18 protein-coding genes are annotated in these 20,409 nt (G+C 74.5%); 11 read left to right on the top strand and 7 right to left on the bottom strand.

From position 1 onward, the window contains the following. The first annotated feature begins 1 nt into the window (after nt 1). On the top strand, nt 2-322 hold the full coding sequence (locus AB0B76_RS23535) for a lycopene cyclase domain-containing protein (RefSeq protein ID WP_360378752.1): 321 nt from the start codon (nt 2-4) through the stop codon (nt 320-322). Further along, nucleotides 307-660: a lycopene cyclase domain-containing protein gene (locus AB0B76_RS23530; RefSeq protein WP_360378749.1), complete on the top strand. Its 354-nt coding sequence runs from the start codon at nt 307-309 to the stop codon at nt 658-660. The genes AB0B76_RS23535 and AB0B76_RS23530 overlap by 16 nt, the downstream gene beginning before the upstream one ends. Here AB0B76_RS23530 and AB0B76_RS23525 read toward each other — a convergent pair. After that, nucleotides 596-1,657, bottom strand: a complete 1,062-nt coding sequence (locus AB0B76_RS23525; protein WP_360378746.1) for a polyprenyl synthetase family protein — start codon at nt 1,655-1,657, stop codon at nt 596-598. The genes AB0B76_RS23530 and AB0B76_RS23525 overlap by 65 nt on opposite strands. 949 nt (nt 1,658-2,606) lie before the next feature. Between AB0B76_RS23525 and AB0B76_RS23520 the strand changes: the two genes are divergently transcribed. From AB0B76_RS23520 to AB0B76_RS23510, 3 genes are all read left to right on the top strand, one after another. Further along, on the top strand, nt 2,607-3,050 hold the full coding sequence (locus tag AB0B76_RS23520) for a hypothetical protein (RefSeq protein ID WP_360378743.1): 444 nt from the start codon (nt 2,607-2,609) through the stop codon (nt 3,048-3,050). 643 nt (nt 3,051-3,693) lie between these two features. Further along, entirely contained in the window at nt 3,694-4,611 is a 918-nt protein-coding gene (gene metF / locus AB0B76_RS23515) for a methylenetetrahydrofolate reductase [NAD(P)H] (RefSeq protein WP_360378740.1), read from the top strand. Continuing rightward, complete coding sequence (locus tag AB0B76_RS23510; protein WP_360378737.1) at nt 4,598-5,260, top strand: CDP-alcohol phosphatidyltransferase family protein; 663 nt, start codon at nt 4,598-4,600, stop codon at nt 5,258-5,260. Before metF ends, AB0B76_RS23510 begins: the two co-directional genes overlap by 14 nt. 253 nt (nt 5,261-5,513) lie before the next feature. On the opposite strand, the gene crtI is transcribed toward AB0B76_RS23510, so the two are convergent. Genes crtI through AB0B76_RS23480 form a run of 6 tightly spaced genes read right to left on the bottom strand, consistent with a single transcriptional unit; the run spans nt 5,514 to nt 10,431 of the window. Then, complete coding sequence (crtI, locus tag AB0B76_RS23505; protein WP_360378734.1) at nt 5,514-6,965, bottom strand: phytoene desaturase family protein; 1,452 nt, start codon at nt 6,963-6,965, stop codon at nt 5,514-5,516. Next, complete coding sequence (locus AB0B76_RS23500; RefSeq protein WP_360379121.1) at nt 6,953-8,026, bottom strand: glycosyltransferase; 1,074 nt, start codon at nt 8,024-8,026, stop codon at nt 6,953-6,955. Before AB0B76_RS23500 ends, crtI begins: the two co-directional genes overlap by 13 nt. Next, a complete protein-coding gene (locus AB0B76_RS23495) occupies nt 8,023-8,763 on the bottom strand; it encodes a carotenoid biosynthesis protein (RefSeq protein ID WP_360378731.1) in 741 nt (246 codons plus the stop codon). Before AB0B76_RS23495 ends, AB0B76_RS23500 begins: the two co-directional genes overlap by 4 nt. Then, nucleotides 8,760-9,296 carry a GNAT family N-acetyltransferase gene (locus AB0B76_RS23490; RefSeq protein ID WP_360378728.1) on the bottom strand — a complete coding sequence of 179 codons (537 nt, stop codon included), beginning with the start codon at nt 9,294-9,296 and terminating at the stop codon, nt 8,760-8,762. Before AB0B76_RS23490 ends, AB0B76_RS23495 begins: the two co-directional genes overlap by 4 nt. Further along, complete coding sequence (locus AB0B76_RS23485) at nt 9,293-9,946, bottom strand: monooxygenase (protein WP_360378725.1); 654 nt, start codon at nt 9,944-9,946, stop codon at nt 9,293-9,295. The genes AB0B76_RS23490 and AB0B76_RS23485 overlap by 4 nt, the downstream gene beginning before the upstream one ends. After that, nucleotides 9,943-10,431: a YbaK/EbsC family protein gene (locus AB0B76_RS23480; protein ID WP_360378722.1), complete on the bottom strand. Its 489-nt coding sequence runs from the start codon at nt 10,429-10,431 to the stop codon at nt 9,943-9,945. The genes AB0B76_RS23485 and AB0B76_RS23480 overlap by 4 nt, the downstream gene beginning before the upstream one ends. Before the next feature lie 697 nt (nt 10,432-11,128). On the opposite strand from AB0B76_RS23480, the gene AB0B76_RS23475 reads away from it, so the two are divergent. From AB0B76_RS23475 to AB0B76_RS23450, 6 genes are all read left to right on the top strand, one after another. Continuing rightward, nucleotides 11,129-12,337, top strand: a complete 1,209-nt coding sequence (locus tag AB0B76_RS23475) for a winged helix DNA-binding domain-containing protein (protein ID WP_360378719.1) — start codon at nt 11,129-11,131, stop codon at nt 12,335-12,337. A gap of 503 nt (nt 12,338-12,840) precedes the next feature. Continuing rightward, entirely contained in the window at nt 12,841-13,353 is a 513-nt protein-coding gene (locus tag AB0B76_RS23470) for an SAV_6107 family HEPN domain-containing protein (protein WP_360378716.1), read from the top strand. 209 nt (nt 13,354-13,562) lie between these two features. Then, the gene (locus AB0B76_RS23465; RefSeq protein ID WP_360378713.1) at nt 13,563-14,048 is read left to right on the top strand and encodes a hypothetical protein; all 486 of its coding nucleotides are present in this window, start codon (nt 13,563-13,565) and stop codon (nt 14,046-14,048) included. A gap of 720 nt (nt 14,049-14,768) precedes the next feature. Continuing rightward, a complete protein-coding gene (locus tag AB0B76_RS23460; RefSeq protein WP_360379119.1) occupies nt 14,769-15,545 on the top strand; it encodes a hypothetical protein in 777 nt (258 codons plus the stop codon). A 10-nt stretch (nt 15,546-15,555) separates the two neighbouring features. Beyond that, the gene (locus AB0B76_RS23455; protein ID WP_360378710.1) at nt 15,556-17,070 is read left to right on the top strand and encodes a DNA polymerase Y family protein; all 1,515 of its coding nucleotides are present in this window, start codon (nt 15,556-15,558) and stop codon (nt 17,068-17,070) included. Further along, a complete protein-coding gene (locus AB0B76_RS23450; protein WP_360378707.1) occupies nt 17,070-20,393 on the top strand; it encodes an error-prone DNA polymerase in 3,324 nt (1,107 codons plus the stop codon). The genes AB0B76_RS23455 and AB0B76_RS23450 overlap by 1 nt, the downstream gene beginning before the upstream one ends. Nucleotides 20,394-20,409: the final 16 nt, after the last annotated feature.

Here is a 20,409-nt window from a genome sequence, read left to right as displayed (position 1 = left end):
GGTGCACTGGACCTATCTGCTGGTCCTGGCCGGCTGCCTGTTCGGCGCGCTGTGGTTGGAGCCGCTGCTGAGGGTCGGCGTCCTGCGGCAGGTGCGGCGGCTCGTGCTGACCGTCGCACCGGTCGCGGCCGTGTTCGTGGTCTGGGACCTGCTCGCGATCCACGCCGGGCACTGGACCTTCGACCCGCGCCAGATCACCGGGGTCATCCTTCCGGGTGGCCTGCCGCTCGAGGAGCTGCTCTTCTTCCTCGTCGTGCCGGTCTGCGCGATCCTCGGGTTCGAGGCGACCCGGCTGACGCTGCAGCGGTGGTCGCGGCGGTGACCTACACCGCGGCCGCCGTTCTGGGCGTGGCGGCGGCATTGGTACTCGATGTGGCCGTGCTGCGCACAAGAGTCGTCCTCGGGCGCGTGTTCTGGTGCTCGTACCCGATCGTGATCGTCTTCCAGCTGCTGTCCAACGGCATCCTGACCGGCCGCGGGGTGGTGCTCTACAACCCGTCGGCGATCCTGGGGGTACGGCTGGCCTACGCCCCCGTCGAGGACCTGCTGTTCGGCTTCGCGCTAGTGCTCGGCACGCTGGCGCTGTGGGTCCGGTTCAGACCGCCCGCTGCGTCGCCGCCTGCGCCAGGCCCGTCAGAACCTCCCGGGCCTCGTCGGTGATCTCGGCGCCGGCCAGCGCGTCCAGCGCCGTCTCGGTCAGCTGCGCGATCCGCTCCTCGGTGCGCCGCAGCGCCCCGCTCGCCACGATCGTGTCGCGCAGCTCCTGGATGGTCTCGGGACCCAGCTTCGGGTCGCCGAGGTGCTCGTCGAACAGTGTCGTGCCCGTCTCCTCGATCGCGGCCGCGATCAGGTAGGTCCGCTTGCCCTCGCGCAGGTCGTCCCCGGCCGGCTTGCCGGTCACCGCGGGGTCGCCGAACACGCCGAGCACGTCGTCGCGCAGCTGGAAGGCCTCGCCGAGCGGCAGCCCGAACGCCGAGTACGCCTTGGCGAGCCGCCCCCCGTCGGCCAGCGCCGCGCCGAACACCAGCGGCTGTTCGATGGTGTACTTCGCGGACTTGAACCGCGCCACCAGGCTCGCCCGGTCGGTGGACGTGTCGCCGGTGGCCTGGGTCTGCACGTCGAGGTACTGCCCGATGGTCACCTCGGTCCGCATGTCGTCGAAGACCGGCCGGGCGCGGGCGAGCGTCACCGGGTCGACCCCGCTGGCGTGCAGCATCTCGTCGGACCAGACCAGGCACAGGTCGCCGAGCAGGATCGCCGCCGCGGTACCGAACCCGTCGCCGTCCCCCCGCCACCCGCCGGCCGCGTGCAGGGTGGCGAACCGCCGGTGCACGGCCGGCTCCCCGCGCCGCGTCTCGGACCCGTCCATCACGTCGTCGTGGATGAGCGCGCTCGCCTGTACCAGCTCCAGCGCCGCGACCGCCGCCAGGATCTCGTCCCGGTCCGCGCCGCCGGCCCCGCGGTACCCCCAGTAGGCAAAGGCCGGCCGCAGCCGCTTGCCACCCCCGAGCACCAGCGCCTCGATGGCGTCGGCGACGGGCGCGAGGGCCTCGGCCTCGATCTCGGTCAGCCGGTCGCGCCGCCGCCGCAGGAACGCGGCGAGGGCCGCGTGGACCCGCTCACGAAGCCCGGCCCGGTCGAGAAAGGGGTGCGTCACGGCAGAGACGCTAGTCCGAAACCAGCCGCCTCGCCGAGCGGGTGTCGCCCCCGTCTCGGCCGGTCCAGCGCACAGACTCGTACATTTCCTCCAATTCCCGGTACCGCCGCGCCCGCCGAAGCCCGGAGAGGATCACCTCGAGCTCCCGAGCCACCCTCACCGACCCGCACCCGACCCCGGCCCTGAGCCCGAGCCGCGCCGCCGCACAGCCCTCATCGAGCTCGCCGGCCGCGGTGAGCGCACGGGCCCGCCCGAGGTGCAGAAGCCCCAGCGCGCGCAACCGCACCGGCCCGCCCGCGCTGGTCCACACCGCCCTTCCGCTGATCCGTGTCCGCCTCGCGCTGGCCCACGTCGGTCTTCCGCCGGCCTGTAGCGGTTCAGTGCTGGTCCAGGTGGATCTTTCGCCGGTCGGTGGCGGTTCTGCGCTGGTCCAGGCGGGCGTTTCGCCGGTCGGTGGCCGCTCTGCGCTGGTCCAGGCGGGTCTTGCGCCGGTCGGTGGCCGCTCTGCGCTGGTCCAGGCGGGTCTTGCGCCGGTCGGTGGCCGCTCTGCGCTGGTCCAGGCTGACGCGCCGTCGTTTGCCGTCGCCCGGCCGGGTGGGGTGGACGGCCGGAGCGCGCCCTCGAACAGCCGCAGCGCAAGCCGGTGCCGCCCGAGCACCGCCTGACAGCGCCCGGCGGCGGCCGTGAGGTGGGCGTCATCGAGCCAGTACAGCCACGGGGGGTCATGCTCGTCCGACCGCCGCCCGTGCGCCTTCCCGGCCGCGGCGAGCGCGGCATCGCAACGCCCCCGTTCCCCACCGGCCGCCGCAGCCGCCGCCTCACGCAGCCATAGAACCGCGAGCGTCCCGGAGTCGGCGGGCTCGGCGATCCGCCGCGCCGCCCGGGCCAGCCGCAACGCCCCGGCGCCGTCCCCCTCCTCCGCCCGCAGCTGGGCCAGGCACCCGAGCAGATGCCCGGCCAGCCCCCGCTGCCCGCCGCGCACCGCGGCCCGAACCCCGTCCCGAACGAGCCCGGCCACCGCCCGCCCGGCGCCGTCCGCCCCGGCATCGACCCCGGCCCACACAGCGAGCTGCGCGAGCTCCGCGACCAGCCCGAACTCGGCCCGCCCACCACCACCGGCGACCCGCCGGGCCGCCGCCGCGTACGCGTCCCGCACAACCCGCACGACCTCGGGCCCAGACAGGAGATCGTCCATCCGCCGCAGCTCCGCGACCCGCCCGGCGTCGACTTCCGGCCCACCCCACTCCGGCCCTTCCCGCTCGGCTCCGCCGCCCGCCCGCTCACGCCTGTCCGCACCGTCCGCCGGCTCGCGCCGTCGCGGTCCGCCGCGCCCGGCTCCGTCGCCCGCTCGTTCGCGCCCGCTCGTCCGGTCCGCCGGTCCGCGCCATTCTGATCCGCCTGTCCCGGCTCCGTCGTCCACTGGTTCGCGCCCCCTCATCCCGGCAGCCGCCCCGCGCCGTCGTGGTCCGCCTTGCCCAGTTCTGCCGTCCACCGGCTCGCGTCCGCGTGTGCCGGCCGCCGGTCCGTGCCGCTGTTGCCCGGCGCGCCCCGCGGCGCCGTCCACCGCTTCGTGCCGGTCCGCGGCCGCATCGCGGGGACGGGCCGGGAGCGCGCCGCGGCGGGATCGGGCCGCCGCGCGTTCGAGGTCGTCGAGGGGCGTTTGGAGTACGAACGCCAGCCACGCCAGCCACGGCGGTCCCGGCACGCGCTCGCCCCGCTCCCAGCGCGACACCTCGTGCCGTGTGATCGTGGGCACGTCCGCGGCCGCGCACAGCATCTCGGCCAGCCGCAGCTGGGAGCGTCCGCGCGCCAGGCGCAGGCGGGTGAGCAGGGCGCCGAACGTCTCGTCGTCGCCCGGGACGGGGTCGGGTCGAACAGGCATGATCCACCTCCCGGGAACGCCGCCCCGGGCGGCCGCCACCGTGGCGGAACCCACCCGAAGCAAAGTCCACCCTCCTTATACCCCAGGGGTACGACAGGTTCCTGCACGTGAACGGAGTCCTCATCCACCGGCCCGGGGCACTACAGTCATGGGCGTGGCTCTCGGACTTCCCTCTGTCATGGCCGGTGGACCCGCCGCGATCGGTGACCTGATCGCGCGGCAGGCCCCCACGTTCTCGTTCGAGTTCTCCCCGCCCAAGACGCCCGAGGGTGAGCGGCAGCTGTGGCAGGCGATCCGTGAGCTCGAGTCGCTCCAGCCGTCGTTCGTGTCGATCACGTACGGTGCGGGCGGCTCCACCCGCGACACCACCGTCGCCGTGACCGAGCGCGTCGCCGCCGAGACGACGCTGCTGCCCATGGCCCACCTGACCGCCGTGAACCACTCCATCGCGGAGCTGCGCAACGTCATCGGCCAGCTCGCCGGGGCCGGCATCCGCAACTTCCTGCTCGTGCGCGGCGACCCGCCCGGCGACCCGATGGGGGAGTGGGTCCGCCACCCCGAGGGCGTGCTCTACGCCGAGGACCTGGTCCGCCTCGTCCACGAGGCCGGGGACTTCAGCATCGGCGTGGCCGCGTTCCCGTACAAGCACCCGCGCTCCGCCGACGTCGAGGCCGACACCGCCAACTTCGTGCGCAAGTGCCGCGCCGGCGCCGACTTCGCCATCACCCAGATGTTCTTCGACGTCGACGACTACCTGCGCCTGCGCGACCGGGTCGCCGCGGCCGGCTGCAGCACCCCGATCGTGGCCGGGATCATGCCCGTCACCAAGATCGGCACCATCGCCCGCTCCCAGCAGCTGACCGGCGCCCCGTTCCCGCCGGCGCTCGCGGCCCGCTTCGAGCGCGTCGCCGAAGACCCGGAGTCCGTGCGCCGCCTCGGCATCGACCACTGCACCCAGATGAGCCAGCGCCTGCTGGACGAGGGCGTGCCGGGCATCCACTTCATCACCTTCAACCGCTCCACCGCGACCCGCGAGGTCTGGCAGCAGCTCGGCGTCGGTGCCCGGGTCTGAGATCCCCGGCTGGGACGGGTACTGCACACGCTGGTCCGCGGCCCACGGCGGCTACGACCCGCGGACGGCGCCGGCCCTCGTCCGGGGCTGGCTCCGCCTCGGCCACGCACTGGGAGTCATCCTGGTGCGTGCGGGCGTCCGCAGCCCCAACGCCGTAACGACCCTCGGCCTGTTGCTTTCCGCGGGTGTACCGGCGGCCGCCGCCCTGGTTCCCGCAGGCGCCTTCTGGGCGGCGGTCCTGGTCCTGTGCTCCGCGTTCGCCGACACGATCGACGGCGTGCTGGCCGTGCTGGCGAACCGCGCGAGCCGCCGGGGCCAGGTGTACGATTCCGCCGCCGACCGCCTCTCGGAAGCGGCCTGGCTCCTGGCCTTCGCCCTGCTGGGCGCCCCGCTGTGGCTGACCGTACTGGCGGGCGGCGTGATGTGGCTGCACGAGTACGTCCGGGCGCGCGCCTCGGTCGCCGGCATGACGGACATCGGCACCGTGACCATCGCCGAGCGCCCGACGAGAATCCTGCTGATCATCTTCGGCCTGCTGGCGACCCTGCTGGACTCCCGCGCCGCGACGGTGACGTTGGCCGCGGCGCTGGTGGTCGCGCTGGTGGGCTTCGTGCAACTCCTTCGCGCGGTCAATCGAGCCCTGCGCTGAGCTCCGGAAACGATAAGTCGGGCGCTCCGCGCCGCGACTTATCGGACTTATCTCCTGGCCGGGCATAAATCCGATTCCGGAGGAATCGGATCGCGGTCAGTCAACGCGGACGGGTCAACGGCACTTATTAACGCGGCCGGGGTCAACGGGGCCGGTCAATGCGTCCAGTTAACGCAGTCGGCCAGCGTGGCGGTCATTGCGAAAAGGCAACGCGAAAGTCGACGCGGGCAAGCCGGCGAGAAGAGGCGAGAAACTACCGGGAGCCACCGATCAGGTCCGCGACGATCTTGGCCGACAGCATTACCAGAGGCAGGCCGCCGCCCGGGTGGACCGAGCCGCCCACCAGGAACAGGCCCGTCACCGGCGCCCGGTTCGGCGGCCGTAGCAGCCCGCCCAGCCCGTGGCTCGCCGTGCCGTAGATCGCGCCCCCCGGCGAGCGCGTCGACCGCTCCAGGTCCGCCGGTGTGAGTACGTCGCGGAACAGGAGGCGAGCGCGTACGTCGTGGCCGCGCGACGCCAGCACGTCGAGTACGCGCTCCGCGTAGGCGTTCGCCTCGGTGGGCCAGTCGACGGGGCCTTGCGGGGCCGCGTTCACGAGTACGAACCAGCCCTCGTGGCCGTCCGGGCGCACGAGCGGGTCGTCCGCCGCGGTGACGAAGACCGTCGGGTCCTCGACGGGGCGGGGCGGGGTACCGAAGATCGCGTCGAACTCGGCGTCGTAGTCGCGCGGGAAGAAGACCGTGTGGTGGGCCAGGCCCGGGGTGCGCCCGCGCAGGCCCAGCAGCATGACGAAGCCGCCCAGGCTGCGGGCCTCCAGGCGGTGGGCCAGGCGGCGGCGGGGGAGCAGGTCGCGGTACACGTGCAGCGCATCGGCGTTCGCCACAACGATGTCGGCCGGGATCTCGGTGCCGTCGGCCAGCACCACGCCGGACGCGCGGGAGCCGGTGACCGTGATCGAGCGCACCGGGGCCCCGGTGACCACGCGCACGCCCAGCGTCTCGCAGCGGGCCAGCAGCGCGTCGGCCAGGGCGCCGAGGCCGCCGCGGAGGTACCAGCCGCCGAACTCCAGCTCCGCGAACGGGATCGCCAGCAGCGCGGCCGGGGCGCGGCGCGGGTCGGCGCCGGTGTACGTCGCGTAGCGGTCCAGCAGCATCCGCAGGCGCGGGTCGCGCAGGTGCGTGCGCCCGAGCCCGCGCAGGGTGCGGCCCGGGGCGATCGCGGCCAGGTCCCGCAGCCGCCACGCCAGGCCGGCCATGCGCAGCGGGTTGTCCACGGGCGCGGTCAGCACGTGCCGCCACGACGTCGCCCAGACCCGCCCGGCGCGCCGCCACAGCCGGCGCCAGTCCGCGGCCGCGTCCGCGCCGAACGTCTCCGCGATCCGCTCGGCGAACGCGTCGCCGGCCGCGGAGTCCAGGGTGGAGCCGTCCGGGAAGTGGTGCCGGACGATCGGGTCGAGCGGCACGAGGTCCAGGCCGCCGCCGCCCGTCGCCGCGAACAGCTCGGCCGCGACCTGGGGCAGGGTGAACAGGCTCGGGCCGGTGTCGAAGCGGAACGTGCCCGCCGCGGTCTCCCGCACGTGCCGCCCGAGCTTGCCGCCGACCGTGCCGGCCTGCTCGAACACCTGCACCCGATGCCCGGCCGCGGCCAGGCGCGCGGCGACCGCTAGCCCGCCGACGCCGGCGCCGACGACAACTACGGAAGCCACGTCGGGCGCCCTTTCCACGTCGTGCGTCGGCGGTACGCGAACGAGCGCACCACCAGCCACGCGAACAACAGCACCGAGACCGGGTGGGCGAGCGCGTCGGGCACCGCACGGCCGCCCGTCGCCCGGGCGCTCACGACGCGGCCGGCCACGCCGAGCGCGTACGCCAGGATCCCCCACCACTGTCCGAACAGGACGGCCGCGGGCGCCACGACATAGAGCGCCAGCAGCAGCCCCAGCACCGCGGCCGCGCCCCCGGGCGAGCCGAAGGAGGCCCAGAGCGATTTCGAGTAGCCCTCGGCGAGTTCGCTCCAGGAGGTGTACATCCGGCAGCGCGCCAGCCCCGAGCCGTCCGCGAGCGCGATCCGCCCACCGGAGCGCTTCACCGCCCGCGCGAGCTCGATGTCCTCCAGCACCTTGTCCCGCACCGCCGCGTGGCCGCCCGCCCGCACGTACGCGTCGCGGCGCACGACGAGGAACTGCCCGCCGGCCGCGGCCAGCGACGGGCGGGGCGAGCGCTCCATCGCCCGCAGCGGCAGGAACGTCAGCCACGACCACTGCAGCAGCGGCTGGACCAGGCGCTCGCCGGCGCCGCCGGTCTCGATGCGCGGGTACGGGCTGAGCAGGTCCACATCGGACCGTCGCAGCAGGACGGTCGCGCGCTCGGCGGCGTCCGGCGCGAGCACGACGTCGGCGTCGACGAAGACGAGTACCGTCGCGTCGTCCGCCGCGTCGGCCAGCTGCTGGCACGCGTGCGGCTTGCCCAGCCAGCCCGGTGGCAGCGGCCGCCCGCTCAGCAGCGTGACCCGGTCGCCGGCCACGCGCCGCACCAGCTCGGCGGTGCCGTCGGCCGAGCCGTCGTCGAGCACCAGCAGGCGTACCGCGGGCGGCAGTTCGAGCAGCGCGCGCAGGCACGGCTCGACCCGGTCCGCCTCGTCGCGCAGCGGCAGCAGTACCGCGATCGAGTCCTTGGTGGAGCCGGCCGGGGACCCGGGCCGCCGCAGCAGGCGCGCGTTCACGAGGGTGTGCACCAGCAGCGCGAGCAGGGCCGCGCAGGCGATCAGGAGCGCCACAGCCGCACCGCCAGCGGGATCGCGACGAGCCCCATGCCCGCGGCGCCCCAGGCCGCCGACGCGGGGAGGCCGAGGAAGACCGCGTGGGCCAGGATGCTCGAGGTGTACGTCCAGAGGTACATCGCGTACATGGGCGCGTCGGCCCCGGGCCGCGCCGGGTCGACCCCGATCGCGAGGCGCAGCAGGGCCATGAGCGCGACCGCCACGGCCAGCCAGCCGAGGTAGTTGGTGAGCGGGATGCCCGGCACGCCCGGGAGCGCGGCGGAGTCCGTGTGCCACAGCCAGTACCGCTGCGAAACCATCTGCGGGTCGAGGAACAGGTCCCAGGCCGCGAGCCCGGCCCCGGCCACGGCGATGCGGGCGCCCGTCCGGGCCACGAGCCGCCCCGCGGCCAACCACGCGGGCCACGCCATCCACGTCCACGCCAGCGGGATGACCAGCGGCACGCCGAGCAGCCGCGGGCCGAGGGCGCCGGTGTAGTCGTAGTCGCCGAACGGGTAGCCGCTCGCGCGCCCGGCCGCCTCGACGAGGAAGCCGCCGCCGGTCGTGACGAGGACCAGGGCAACGGCGGTACGCGCGCCGCGGGTCGCCCCGGCGTGCCCGACCGACATCGCGTAGCCGAGACAAACGGTGGCGACCACGAGCGCGGCCCGGGCGTGGCCCTCGGTCAGCGGGTAGGCGATCTCGGCCAGGACGAGGGCGGCGAGCAGCGCCCAGAGCGGTTTCACAGGGGCAGCCGGCGGCCCAGAACGGCGAAGGGGCGGTCGTCGCCCGGGAAGTTGAAGTGGCGCAGGACGTCGACGAAGCCGAACCGGCGGTACAGCCGCCAGGCCCGCGAGGTCGCCTCGGGCGCCTCCGGCGTGGACAGCAGCACGGTCTGGTGCGGGGCGCGGGTGAGCAGGTCGTGCAGCTGGCGCGCGCCGATGCCGTGGCCCTGGGCCGCCGGGCGGACGTGCAGCTCGACCAGCTCGAAGCAGTCGGTGAGCCAGAACTTGCGGGCGTCGCGGCGCAGCGCGTTGCGCACCTGGTCGTGCCACCACTGGCCGCCGGCGCCGCGGTAGCCGTACCCGAAGCCGAGCAGATGGTCGTCGTCGTCGAGCGTGGCGACCGCCTGGAACGACTCGCGGCGGGTGTGCCCGGCGACGTAGCCGCGGCGCGTCTGCAGCAGCTGCACGGAGTACCCCATCGCCTCCCCGTACACGGCGATGACGTCGTCGAGCCGCTCGAGCAGGTCCTCGCCGCGCCACCGCACGAGCCTCACTGGCCGTCCCTCCACCCGATCACCTCTCGGTCGCCGTCGATGCCGAGCACGCGGAACCGGGCGAACAACTCCTCCGCGTACCACCCCAGCTGCGCCGTGCGCGTCACGACCTCGGCGTGCTCGGGCCGACGGTACGCGAACCGCCCGACGTCCGCCGCGGAGCGCCAGACGCTCATCGTGCCCTGGAATCCTACGGGTGCCTCCCCGAACCCGAAGGCGCAGTGCAGCCCCTCCGCCCCCGCCAGGGCGGCGCCGACGGGCCCGATGGCGCGCCAGAACGCCCGCGCTCGCCGAGGGCTCAGCCGGGCCCGGGTCAGGACCGCGATCGGCCCATCGTCCGGCCTGGTGCGTTCCGGGGTGAACGGGGACTTTCCGGACCACGTTCCGCGGCTGGCGATCGGCTCCAGCGTCAGGGTGCAGTGCGCGGTCGCGCCGCGCATCGGCGGTACCGTCGCCGCTTCTGCCACCACGAGAGCGGCCCAGCGGGTCAGGTCGGCCGAGCCCACCCCGAACTCGCTGCCCCGGCCCGTGCCGAGCAGCTTGGCGAACTCCGCCTCGCGCCGGACCCGCGCCCGGTCGAACGCCATGGACCAGAACATCGCCGGGATCGCGCGCCGGGGCACCCGCCACACGTGCAGCCGGACGGTCACGCCACTTCGGCGGTGGTACCGCTGGTGATGCGCACCAGCTCCGCGTAGGTGATCGGGAAGACCGCCTGGGGGATGCCGCCCGCGGCCCAGATCTCGCCGTACTGCCCGAGGTCCACGTCCACCAGCGTGCGCAGCGGCTTCGGGTGGCCCAGCGGCGACACCCCGCCGATGACCTGCCCGGTGCTCGTGCGCACGAAGTCCGCGTCGGCCCGCTTGAGCTTGGCGATCCCGAGGAGCGCGGCGACCTTGGCCGTGTCGACCCGGTGCGCGCCGGAGGTGAGCACGAGCAGCGCCTCGCCGTCGGCGTTGAAGATGAGCGAGTTGGCGATCTGACCCACCTCGATACCGATCGCGGCGGCCGCGGCGGCGGCGGTGCTGACCGGCTCGGTGAGAACCTTGACGCGGCAGGGCCGGCCGGCGGCGTCCCGCGCCCCGGCCGCATCGAGGGCGTCCTGGATCGCCTGGACGTTGGGATGAGGCTGCATGCGTCTATCTTGCCTTGGCTTTCTGGGAGCCTTCTGGCTGCGTGCCCCGGCCGAGCGGCGGCGACGTGTCCGGCTGTGGCGGCATGTGTAGCCGGCGGCGACTCGTCTAGCTGCGCGGCCTGTTTCGGCTGCTCGGCATGTCCAGCTGCGCGGCTTGTCGGGGTGACGGCGGATATATCCGACTACAGCGACATGTCTGGCTGTATGGCATGTCCGACTGCGCGGCTTGTGCGACTAAAGCGACATGTCCGGCTGCAACGACATGTTGGGTCGCGCGGCATGTTCGGCTACGGCAACATGTCCGGCTGCAACGACATGCCTAGATGCGGCGACATTTACCGGCTGCGTGGACACGTCCGGGTGCGTGACATGTCCGGCTGGGCGGATGTGTTCGGGCTGGGCGATGTGTCTGGCTGGGCGGATGTGTTCGGGCTGGGCGATGTGTCTGGCTGGGCGGATGTGTTCGGGCTGGGCGATGTGCCTGGCTGGGCGGATGTGTTCGGGCTGGGCGATGTGCCTGGCTGGGCGGACGTGTCCCGGCTGGGCGTCGTGCCTGGGTGCGCGATGTGCCCAGCTGCGCGATATGTCGGCCGCGTCGCGGCCGACGCAGCCGACATATCGGATTTATCCGTCGCCAGGGTATATAGCGGTTTCAGCGTTCGACTTTTTTGTCGTACCCCCTCGCTATGGTGCGGATATGACGGTGGAGGCGCGACGGATGCGCGCCCAGCTGCTGTCCGGGCCACCCGCGGACGGCGTGCTGGGCGCGGTCGAGCGGGTGGTGGGGGTACAGGCCCAGTCCTGGCCCGCGGCCCGTCTCGCCGTTCGCGCCCGCACCCGGGGCGCGATCGCCGAGGACGTCGACGCGGCCCTGGCCCGCGGCGAGCTGGCCCGCACCTGGCTCATGCGCGGCACCCTGCACCTGGTCGCCGCGGCCGACCTGGGCTGGCTGACCGAGCTGTTCGGCCCGCTCAACCGGGCCGCGGGCCAACGGCGCCGCGAGGAGCTCGGCGTCACGGACGCCGTCGCCGAGCGGGCCCTGGCCGAGCTGCCCGGCGTCCTGGCCGGCGCGGGCCCGATGGAGCGCGGCGAGCTGGTCGCCCGGCTCGCGCACCGGGGCGTGCGCGTCGACCCGTCCGGGCAGGCCCCCGCGCACCTGGTGGCCTACGCCGCCTCCGCCGGCGTGGTCTGTCGCGGCCCCGACGTGAGCGGCCGGCCGACGGTGCTGCTCGCCGACGAGATCCGGGCCGCGCCCGCGGCGGGCGGCCCGCGCCAGTTCTCCGGCGACGCGGCCCTGGCCGAGCTGGCCCGGCGCTACCTGCTCGGCTACGGCCCGGCCGACGAGGCCGACCTCGCCGCCTGGTCGGGCCTGCCGCTGCCCACCGCCCGGCTCGCGCTCACGCTGTGCGCCGGCTCCGCGAGCCTGGCCGCGGCCGTTCCGCCACCCCGATTGCTGGGCGCGTTCGACACATTGCTTCTGGGGTACCGCGACCGCGCCTTCATCCTGCCGCCCGAACACGTCCGCCGGGTCAACGCGGGCGGCGGCATGATCGCCCCGACGCTGCTGGTCGACGGGCGGGTCGCCGGCGTGTGGCGCCGCTCCGGACGGCGGGTCGTGCTGCGTCCGTTCGGCCCGTTCCGCCCGCCGGGCAGCGTCCGCGGCGCGTTGGAGGCCGAGGTCCGCGGCGCGTTGGACGCCGACGTCCGCGGTGTGCTGGACGCCGACGTCCGCGGTGTGCTGGACGCCGAGGTCCGCGGCGCGTTAGACGCCGACGTCCGCGGTGTGCTGGACGCCGAGGTCCGCGGCGCGCTGGACGCCGAGGTCCGTGGCGCGCTGGAGGCCGAGGTCGCAGACCTGGCCCGCTTCGTGGGCGAGCGACTCACGCCGGCCTGGGAGGACGCATGAGGACGCCCGGGCTCCGCCGTGATCACCCGAACGGATGTTCGAAAAACCTCGCCCAACCATTGCCACGCACCGGTCCCCCCGGTGTACGCTTAGCCCATCGAACGAGTGTTCGAACTGCTTCGGGGAAGGCGATTCGCGGCGCCAATCCCGAGCGCGGTCCGCGACACCGCGGAGGCCGGATTTTCGCGGGTCCGGCCTCAGGCGGGGCCGCCGTTCGCCGCCCACGACCCCCGGGCGGCGGACGGCGACCCAGCCGGTCGGGTGTGGTGTGGGGAAGCTCCACGCCCGACCGGCACGCCGTCGCCGTCGCGGGCCTCTGCCCGACCTCGATCCTGCGGCCTGAGGTCCGCGGCTCGAGCTTCAGTTCGCCCTACATATCGCCAACTTGCAAACGCACCTCGCCAGACGGTCGCGACTCCCCCCGCGGCGGCCCGGCACGCGCACCACGCGCACCCACAGGCGCAGGCCCGACCCTGCCGACGCACCACCGAGGGAGAGCACCGATGCCGACGAACCGTTCATCCAGCTCGTCCAACATCAGTCGTTTCTCGGCCCCCGGGCCGAGTGGCGGTGCCTCCCGCCAGCAGCTCCCGATCCCCGCACACGCGCTTCCCCACCGCACCCCGCGCGAGCTGCTCACCATGGCCCGCCACGGCCTGGAAGAGGCCACCGAGATCCGCGCCGACGGCATGCGCTACGCGACCGCCCACCTGGCGGCCCTGCGCGCGGCCGCCGCGGTCCTGGCCGCCCGGGCCGTCCCCGCCGCCCCCGGCCGTCGCAGCCGCGTGACAAGCGTCTGGTCGCTGCTGGTCCTGGTCGCCCCGGAGCTGAGCGAGTGGGCCGCCTTCTTCGCCTCGACCGCGAGCAAGCGCTCCGCCGCCGAGGCCGGCATCCCGCGCGTGGTCAGCGCCCGCGAGGCCGACGACCTGATGCGCTCCGCGGAGCAGTTCATCGCGGTCGTCGAGGTCGCCCTCGGCTACTCGTACCAGCCGAGGCTCGAAGGCCTGGCCAGCTGACCCGCTGCCCAGCCACGCCCGTGCCTCCCACCACCAGCCAGTCGCGCTCGCCCTTCAGGGCCCCACCGCCCGCGGGGCGAGACAGCGAACCCCTGGCCGCCCCAGCCTCGCGCTCGTCCTTAGCGGCCCCGCGCGCGCTTCTTGCTGACGACCCGGGCTCGGTCGCACCTCTTGCCGCTGGTCCGGACTCGTTCGTCGCGGTCTCGGTCGTGCCTTTCGCCGCTGGTCCGGACTCGTTCGTCGCGGTCTCGGTCGTGCCTTTCGCCGTTGGTCCGGACTCGTCCCTCGCGGCCTCGCCGGTTTCCCGGCGAGATGCCGCGCCCTCGGCCGCCGCGGCCGTTCCCCCAGCCTCCGCTGCGGCCGCGGCCCCCACCCACCGGCCGCACCCGATCGCCCTCGCCGTGTTCGTGCCCGCATCCCCACACGGGTCCACGGCAGACAGCGCACCGCCGGCCACCACCACCCGCCGGCCGCACCCGATCGCCCTCGCCGTGTTCGTGCCCGCATCCCCACACGGGTCCACGGCAGATGGCGCGGACGGCCGGCCGCCCACCGGGGTCGGTCCGGTCCCCGCCCTCGCGTTCGTCGCGCCGGCCCTCGCCGCCGAGCCCGAGGAGCGGTACGGGGTGCCGGGGCCCGATCCGGCCTGGCCGGGGTTTCTCACCGCGCCGCCGGGCGACGTCGCCGAGGTCTGAGTTCGGCGTTCCGTATTTGGGCGATTTGCCCGTATTTACGCAGATTTATCTTCCGGGGGTGCTCCGGGAGACCGGGTAGCACGACAGGTGGGGGAGCAAGGAGCCGTGGCTGGCACGTCGGCTTCGGTGGCCGCCGAGTTCGAGGACGGGACGTACGACGACGTACGCCCCGAGGACGACGACTGGTCCACGATCAGCGTCGTCGGCGGCCGTGCGACCCGGCGCCTCGACCGCTCGACCGCCGACGGCCCCGCCCGGGCGGCCGCGATCGACTCCGCCCGCGCCTTCGTGAACGGGCTGACCGGCCGCGGCCGGAGCGGGCCGGGACGACCGGCGGCGCTCTCCACGATCGGCGCGGCGACGTCCGCCGGCCTGGCCCGGGTGCCGGCCGAGGAGCAGGAACGGGGAGCGGAGGCCGAGGACGCCGCGCGGAGTGCCGAGGGCCGGGCGGAGGAGGGCGCGCCACGGCTGGTCGACGTCAGCGATGGCCGGACACGGGGTGCCGCGCGGCGGGCGGCGGAGGCCGAGGGCGGCGCGGGGGTTCATGCGCGGGCAACGGCGGCCGAGGGCGGCGCGGGGGTTCATGCGCGGGCAACGGCGGCCGAGGGCGGCGCGGGGGTTCATGCGCGGGCGGCGGAGGCCGAGAGCGGCGGGCGGCGGGCGGGCGATGAGGGCGTTGCGTGGAAGGGCGCGGGAAGTGCTGGGCGGCGGGCGGCCGGGCTGCAGGTCGTGCAGGCCGCGGGGCTGGGCGGCGTCGTGCGTACCGCGGGGGAGCGCGACGTCGAGGTCGTGGCCGCTACGCGGACGTTGCCGGTGCTTGCCGGGCTGCGGGAGCTGCTGCCCGGGGGTGGGCTGCGCCGCGGGGCGACCGTGGCGGTGCACACCTCGTCGGTGTTGCTCGCTCTGCTCGCGGCGGCGTCCGGGGCGGGGTCCTGGTGTGCGGTGGTCGGGCTGCCGGGGCTCAGTCCGGTCGCGGCGGCCGAGATGGGGATCGCGCTCGAGCGGCTGGCGCTGGTGCCGCATCCCGGGACCGAGTGGACCACCATCGTGGCCGCGCTGCTCGATGGGTTTGACATTGTCGTGGCGGCGCCGCCCGGGGCGATCGCGCCCGTTGTGGCCGGGCGGCTCGCGGCTCGGGCGCGGCAGCGGGGGAGTGTGCTCATGGCCGCCGGGTCTTGGGCGGGGGCCGATCTGACCCTTGCGCCGGTCGGCAAGGCGTGGAGTGGGCTCGGGGCCGGGCGGGGGCGCCTGCGGGGGCGGGAGATCACCATTCAGGCCCGGGGGCGAGGGGCGGCGGCCGCCCCGCGTGAGGTGACCCTGCGGCTGCCCGAGATCACCGGCGTCCTGCCCCCGGTGATCAAAGAAGCCGCAAGAAACGGGGCCGCAAGCGGGGCCGCAAGCGGGGCCGCAAGCGGGGCCGCAAGCGGGGCCGCAAGAAGCGAAGCAGCAAGAGACGAAGCCGCAGGAAACAAGGCCGACCTGCGCAGGGTGGGGTGACCGAAGAGCGATGCGAACGATTGTGGTCTGGTGCCCCGACTGGCCGATCGTGGCGGCCGAGATCGTCGACGGGTACCCCGCGCAGGAGCCCGTCGCCGTCCTGCACGCCAACCGGGTGCTCGTCGCCTCGCCCGCCGCGCGGGAGGAAGGCGTCCGCCGCGGGCTGCGCAAGCGCGAGGCGCAAGGGCGTTGCCCGCACCTGATCGTGCTCGAGCACGACCCCGGCCGCGACATGCTCGCGTTCGAACCGGTGCTCGCCGCCGTCGAGGCCATCGCCGCCGGGGTCGAGGCGCTGCGCCCGGGGGCCTGTGCGCTCGCCGCCCGGGGGCCCGCGCGGTACTACCGGGGCGAGGCGGACGCGGCCGAGCGGATCGTCGAGCACATCGCGCAGCAGTGCGGGGTCGAGGCCCAGGCCGGGATCGCCGAGGGTACCTTCGCGGCCGGCCTCGCCGCCCGGGCCGGCGTCCTCGTGCCCGACGGGGAGACCGCCGGCTTCCTGTCCGGGCTGAGCATCGCCGCGATCGGCCGGCCCAACCTCGTCGACCTGCTGCGCCGGCTCGGCATCCACACGCTCGGGGAGTTCGCCGCGCTGCCCGGGGCCGACGTGCTCGACCGGTTCGGGTTCGACGCGGCCCTCGCGCACCGGCTGGCCGGCGGGCGCGACGAGCGGCCCCTCGCCCCGCGCCGTACGCCGCCGGACCTGGACGTGAGCGAGACGTTCGACGAGCCGATCGAGCGCATCGACGCCGCCGCGTTCGCCGCCCGGGCCCTCGCCGAGCGGCTGCACGACCGGCTCGGCGCGCACGGGCTGGCCTGCACCCGCCTGGCGATCGAGGCGATGACGGAGACGGGCGAGGAGCTGGTCCGGACCTGGCGCCACGACGGCCTGCTGAGCGTCAACGCCGTCGCCGACCGCTTGCGCTGGCAGCTGGAGGGCTGGTTGCGCAACGAGAAGAGGCCGGGCGCCATAACCCGGCTGCGGCTCGTGCCCGAAGGCGTGGTCGAGCACCTGGGGCTGCAGCCCGGCCTGTGGGGCGAGGCCGGCGAGGAGCGCGACCGCGCCCACCGCGCCATGACCCGCGTACAAGGCCTCCTCGGCCCGGACGCCGTGCTGACCGCGGTCCTCGACGGCGGCCGGGCCGACCAGAGCCGCATCCGCCTCGTGGCCTGGGGCGACGAGCGGGCCGCGCGGGGCACCGAGGCGCCGTGGCCGGGGCGGATACCGGGCCCGAGCCCCGCGACGGTGTACCCCGAGCCGCTCCCGGCCGAGGTCGTGGACGAGAACGGCGAGGTGGTGGGCGTGAGCGGCCGCCTGGAGCTGAGCGGGACCCCGAAGAGCCTCCGGCTGAACGGGGAGGAGAGCGGGATCAAGGCGTGGGCCGGCCCCTGGCCGGTCGACGAGCGCTGGTGGGACGAGGAGGAGGCCCAGCGGAAGGCGCGGTTCCAGATCCTGACCGAGGACGAGCGCGCCTACCTCGCAGTACTGCGGAACGGAGCCTGGTTCATGGAAGCGCTGTACGACTGATGGGCTTCAACAATCCCGACATCCCCTGGTCCGAGCTGGAACGCCGGATGAGCGGCAAGAGCTGGCTGCCCCCGGGCCCGGACTACCGCCCGGACGTCCTGTCGGCGGACCAGGGCGACGGCGGCGACTCGCCGGCGTGGTCGCGCAAGCGCGCGGAGTACACGGCGCCGGACATCACCAGGACGGCGAGCGCCGTCCCGTACGCCGAGCTGCACTGCCACAGCAACTTCAGCTTCCTCGACGGCGCCAGCCACCCCGAGGAGCTGGCCGAGACCGCCGCGCGCCTGGGCCTGGAGACGATCGCGATCACCGACCACGACGGCTTCTACGGCGTGGTCCGCTTCGCCGAGGCCGCGCGGGCCCTCGAGCTCCGGACGGTGTTCGGCGCCGAGCTCTCCCTCGGCCTGCCCGGGCCGCAGAACGGCGAGCCCGACCCGCTCGGCCGGCACCTGCTCCTGCTCGCACGCGGCCCGGAGGGCTACGCCCGGCTCTCCCGCGTCATCAGCGAGGCGCACCTGCGCGGCGGGGAGAAGGGCCGTCCGGTGTACGACCTGGAGGAGACCGCCGCGGCCCTGCGCGACCACGTCGTGGCGCTCACCGGCTGCCGCAAGGGTCACGTGCCCGCGGCCCTGCTGCAGGACGGCCCGGAGGCGGCCCGCAAGGAGCTCGACCGCCTCGAGGCGCTGTTCGGGAAGGAGTCGGTGGTCGTCGAGCTGACCTCGCACGGCGACCCGTTGGACGACGAGCGCAACGACGCCCTGAATGATCTTGCCGAAAGGGTGATAGCCACCAACAACGTGCACTACGCGCAGCCCCGGGACAGGAAGCTGGCCACCGCGCTCGCGGCCGTCCGGGCCCGCCGCAGCCTCGACGAGATCGACGGCTGGCTCCCGGCCGCCGGCGCCGCCTACCTGCGCTCCGGGGAGGAGATGGCCCGTCGCTTCGCCGCCTTCCCGGATGCGGTACCGCACGCCGCCCGCCTCGGCCGCGAGCTCGCCTTCGACCTGCAGCTGGTGGCCCCGAACCTGCCCGCGTACCCGGTGCCCGTGCCCGGCGTGAGCGAGATGGAGTGGCTGCGGCACCTCACGGCGGAGGGCGCCAAGGAGCGGTACCCCGGCAACGACAAGGCCCGCGCGCAGCTCGAGCACGAGCTGGCGCTGATCGAGGAGCTGGATTTCCCGGGGTACTTCCTGGTCGTCCACGACATCGTCGCGTTCTGCCGCGACAACGGCATCTACTGCCAGGGCCGGGGCTCGGCGGCCAACTCCGCGGTGTGCTACGCGCTGAAGATCACCAATGTCGACGCGGTGCGGTGGGGGCTGCTGTTCGAGCGGTTCCTGTCCCCGGAGCGCGACGGCCCGCCGGACATCGACATCGACATCGAGTCCGACCGGCGCGAGGAGGTCATCCAGCACGTCTACGGCAAGTACGGCCGCACCTTCACCGCCCAGGTCGCCAACGTCATCTCGTACCGCCCGAAGTCCGCCGTCCGCGACATGGCCAAGGCGTTCGGCCACTCGCCGGGGCAGCAGGACGCGTGGAGCAAACAGGTCGAGCGCTGGGGCGACCTTCAAAAAACAGAAGTCGAGGACATCCCGCCGCCGGTCGTGGACTTCGCCAACGAGCTGCTCACGTTCCCGCGCCACCTCGGCATCCACTCGGGCGGCATGGTCATCTGCGACCGGCCCGTGATCGAGGTGTGCCCGGTCGAGCACGCCCGCATGCCGAACCGGACCGTCCTGCAGTGGGACAAGGACGACTGCGCGGCCGTCGGGCTGGTCAAGTTCGACCTGCTGGGCCTCGGCATGCTCTCGGCGCTGCGGTACGCGTTCGAGATGATCGACTCCGAGCTCGACATCGCGCACATGCCGCTGGACGACCCGGAGGTGTACGACATGCTCTGCCGGGCCGACTCCGTCGGGGTGTTCCAGGTGGAGAGCCGGGCCCAGATGGCGACCCTGCCGCGGCTGAAGCCCCGCGAGTTCTACGACCTGGTGGTCGAGGTGGCCCTGATCCGCCCGGGCCCGATCCAGGGCGGCTCCGTCCACCCGTACATCCGGCGCAAGAACGGCCAGGAGAAGGTCACGTACCCGCACCCGCTGCTCGAGCCCTCGCTCGCGAAGACCCTCGGCGTGCCGCTGTTCCAGGAGCAGCTCATGCAGATGGCCATCGACGTCGCCGGCTTCACCCCCGCCGAGTCCGACGAGCTGCGCCGGGCCATGGGCTCGAAGCGCTCGATGGAGCGGATGAGCGCGATCCGCGACCGGCTCTTCGCCGGCATGGCCCGCAACGGCATCACCGGCCCGCTCGCCGTCGAGCTGTTCGACAAGCTGGCCGCGTTCGCCAACTACGGCTTCCCGGAGAGCCACGCGATGAGCTTCGCCTACCTGGTGTACGCCAGCGCCTGGCTCAAGCGCTACCACCCGGCCGCGTTCTGCGCCGCGCTGCTCAACGCCCAGCCGATGGGCTTCTACTCGCCGCAGTCGCTCGTCGACGACGCCCGCCGGCACGGCGTGGAGGTGCGCCGCCCGGACATCAACGCCAGCGCCGCGACGGCGACGCTGGAGGGGGAGCACCGCACGGAGCCGGCCGGCGACCCGCGGGACTGGGGCCGCGGCGGCCCGGCGGTCCGGCTCGGCTTCAAGTCCGTGCGCACGCTGGGCGAGCCGGTCGCCGAGCGCCTCGAGGCGGCCCGGGACGAGGGCGGCCCATACATCTCGCTGACCGACGTCGCGCGGCGGGCCGGGCTGTCCGCGGTACACCTGGAGGCGCTTGCGACCGCGGACGCCTTCGCGAGCCTCGGCCTCACCCGGCGCGAGGCGCTGTGGGCGGCCGGCGCCGCGGCCCGCGAGACGGCGAACCGGCTGCCGGGCACGGTCGGCGGCCAGCACGCCCCGATGCTGCCCGGAATGGACGCGGTCGAGCGGATGGTCGCCGACGTCTGGGCGACCGGCCTGGCCCCGGACGCGCACCCGGCCCAGTTCGCCCGCCCCTACCTCGACACCATCGGCGCCGTGGCGGTCGGGGCCCTGCACGGGGTCGAGGCCGGGCGCCGGGTGTCGGTCGGCGGGATCGTCACCCATCGCCAGCGTCCGGCCACGGCGGGCGGGGTCACGTTCATCAACCTCGAGGACGAGACCGGGATGCTCAACGTGACCTGCACACCGGGGCTTTGGCTGCGGTACCGCAAAATCGCCCGGACGGCGAACGCGATGGTGATCCGCGGGGTGCTCGAGAAGGCCGAGGGCGTGCTCAACCTGCGGGCCGACCACCTCGCGGCGCTGCGGCTGCCGATCCGCTCCCCGAGCCGCGACTTCCGCTGACACCCGCAGAGGCGAC

Source organism: Dactylosporangium sp. NPDC049140 (genome assembly GCF_040648435.1).
Note: the sequence above shows the minus strand (reverse complement) of the source record. Positions and strands in the feature narration are given on the sequence as shown.

Coding starts and splice junctions, on each gene's coding strand:
- AB0B76_RS23520 (WP_360378743.1), top strand. CDS start 2,607: ATGCCCGGCCAGCCCCCGCTGCCCGCCGCGCACCGCGGCCCGAACCCC.
- AB0B76_RS23480 (WP_360378722.1), bottom strand. CDS start 10,431: ATGCAGCCTCATCCCAACGTCCAGGCGATCCAGGACGCCCTCGATGCG.
- AB0B76_RS23475 (WP_360378719.1), top strand. CDS start 11,129: ATGACGGTGGAGGCGCGACGGATGCGCGCCCAGCTGCTGTCCGGGCCA.
- AB0B76_RS23470 (WP_360378716.1), top strand. CDS start 12,841: ATGCCGACGAACCGTTCATCCAGCTCGTCCAACATCAGTCGTTTCTCG.
- AB0B76_RS23455 (WP_360378710.1), top strand. CDS start 15,556: ATGCGAACGATTGTGGTCTGGTGCCCCGACTGGCCGATCGTGGCGGCC.
- AB0B76_RS23450 (WP_360378707.1), top strand. CDS start 17,070: ATGGGCTTCAACAATCCCGACATCCCCTGGTCCGAGCTGGAACGCCGG.